Raw genomic sequence first — 1,813 nt, forward strand, 5'->3', positions numbered from 1 at the left:
CCAAGGAGGCGGTCGAGAAAATACCCGTCTTTTATTTGACGCTTACAAACAAAAGGTGTTTTGCCTCAAACTAAACCAGATCCTCTCGAAATAGCCCCAACGTTGAGCAGGTATACAAAGGCCCAAAACCGGCAAGTTCAAAAATCTGTTTTAAAATACAGAAGAACCTGTAGAAAATAAAAAAATACGCAGCCAGATCCCGGCACAAATTTGGTGAAGGCGATCGTGGCTGCTGGATGACAGTTCAGAGCGGAGGCAGAAAATGAAAAGTATTTACGATATGAGCTATGCGCAGATGGAAGACTGGTGTCTGTCCAAGGGCTGGAAAAAGTTTCGTACCCAGCAGATTTTTGCATGGCTTTACAAAGAGCGCGTTACGGATTTTGATGCGATGAGCAACCTGTCCAAGGAAACGCGCGAAGAGCTGAAAAAAGATTTTTACTTTAATCCGCTGACGCTCGTTCGAAAGCAGGAATCCAAAGACGGAACGACCAAATTCCTGTTTAAAACCGAAGACGGCGCTCTGCTCGAAAGTGTCATGATGGTTTTTGATTACGGCAATTCGATCTGCGTCTCCAGCCAGGTCGGCTGCAATATGGGATGTGCCTTCTGCGCGTCGGGTCTGACGAAAAAGCAGCGCGATCTGACGAGTGCGGAAATGACCGCCCAGGTTATGCACGTCCAGAAAGAGCTCGATAAAAAAGGCGAACGCCTTTCGCACATTGTCGTCATGGGGACCGGTGAACCGTTTGATAACTACGACCGGGTCATGAACTTTATTAAGACCGTCAACCATGACCGGGGACTGGCGATCGGCAGCCGTCACATCACCATTTCGACATCCGGCATTGTCGATAAGATCCGCAAGTTCGCCGAAGGTCATTACCAGTACAATCTCGCGATTTCGCTGCATGCACCTGACGACACTCTGCGCTCGAAGCTGATGCCGGTCAACCGCGCATTTGGTCTTGACCAGCTGATGAGTGCGGTCGAATACTACACATCCCTGAACAATCGCCGCCTGACGTTTGAATACATTCTTCTTAAAGGCGTGAATGATTCTCCAGAACAGGCCAGAGAACTGGCGCGTCTTCTGCGTCCGTACTGCTGCTATGTCAATCTGATTCCTTATAATGCCGTCGACGAACACGGCTTTAAGACGACGACCCGCGAAGAAGCGATGAAATTTTACGATATTCTCAAAAAGGAAGGCATTGCCGTTACGATTCGTAAAGAACACGGTTCGGATATCGATGCTGCATGCGGCCAGCTTCGCATTAAGGAAATGAAGCGTGAAAAAGCTGCGAAGCAAAATCAGGAACTGAGCCGTAAACAGCAGCAGGAAGCCGACAGCGGTCTGGTGGAAAATGTCTACGACGAGATTGCTGAAAAAGACGAAGACGCGCTGGCTTAAAAAATACATTTAAAAAAAGGGAAATCCGCCGATCTGGTCTGGTCCAGACGACGGATTTTTGCCTGCTGGTATTTGGATTTATGCGAGTCGAGCATCCCGCCACAGACTATAGCGATGCGCTTCAGGCAGAAGGGGCGTCTCTTGCTAACCTTGCGCAGGCAGCGTCTTCATCCATTTGCGCGAAACAAGAACGGCCAGACTGATCAGAAGACGAACGACTTCCTCTGAAGAAAGAATCAGATAAATCCAGAGAATGGAAAAGCCCTGATGGAGCGCAAAGAAAGCCAGCGGTACGCCAAAGCCCCAGGTCCCGATCAGATCGATGGCCATGACAATACTCGTCCGGGCGCCGCTTCGTAAAATCCCGCCGGCAATAACCATGTTCTGCACTTTGACGAT

1 protein-coding gene and 1 pseudogene are annotated in these 1,813 nt (G+C 49.3%); one reads left to right on the forward strand and one right to left on the reverse strand.

Features of this window, described 5'->3' with window-relative positions; all coding sequences use genetic code 11:
- Positions 1-262 precede the first annotated feature (262 nt).
- Positions 263-1,414: a 23S rRNA (adenine(2503)-C(2))-methyltransferase RlmN gene (gene rlmN / locus Q2J39_RS06565; protein WP_230267711.1), complete on the forward strand. Its 1,152-nt coding sequence runs from the start codon at positions 263-265 to the stop codon at positions 1,412-1,414.
- Between the two features lie 144 nt (positions 1,415-1,558).
- On the opposite strand, the pseudogene Q2J39_RS06570 reads toward rlmN, so the two are convergent.
- Positions 1,559-1,813: pseudogene (locus tag Q2J39_RS06570) on the reverse strand (hypothetical protein); the annotation flags it as partial.

Origin of the sequence: uncultured Allobaculum sp. (assembly GCF_948576815.1) — a bacterium.
Classification (GTDB): Bacteria; Bacillota_I; Bacilli_A; order Erysipelotrichales; family Erysipelotrichaceae; genus Allobaculum; species Allobaculum fili.

Excerpts from the sequence above, each read along its gene's own strand:
- rlmN (WP_230267711.1), top strand. The coding sequence starts at position 263 with ATGAAAAGTATTTACGATATGAGCTATGCGCAGATGGAAGACTGGTGT.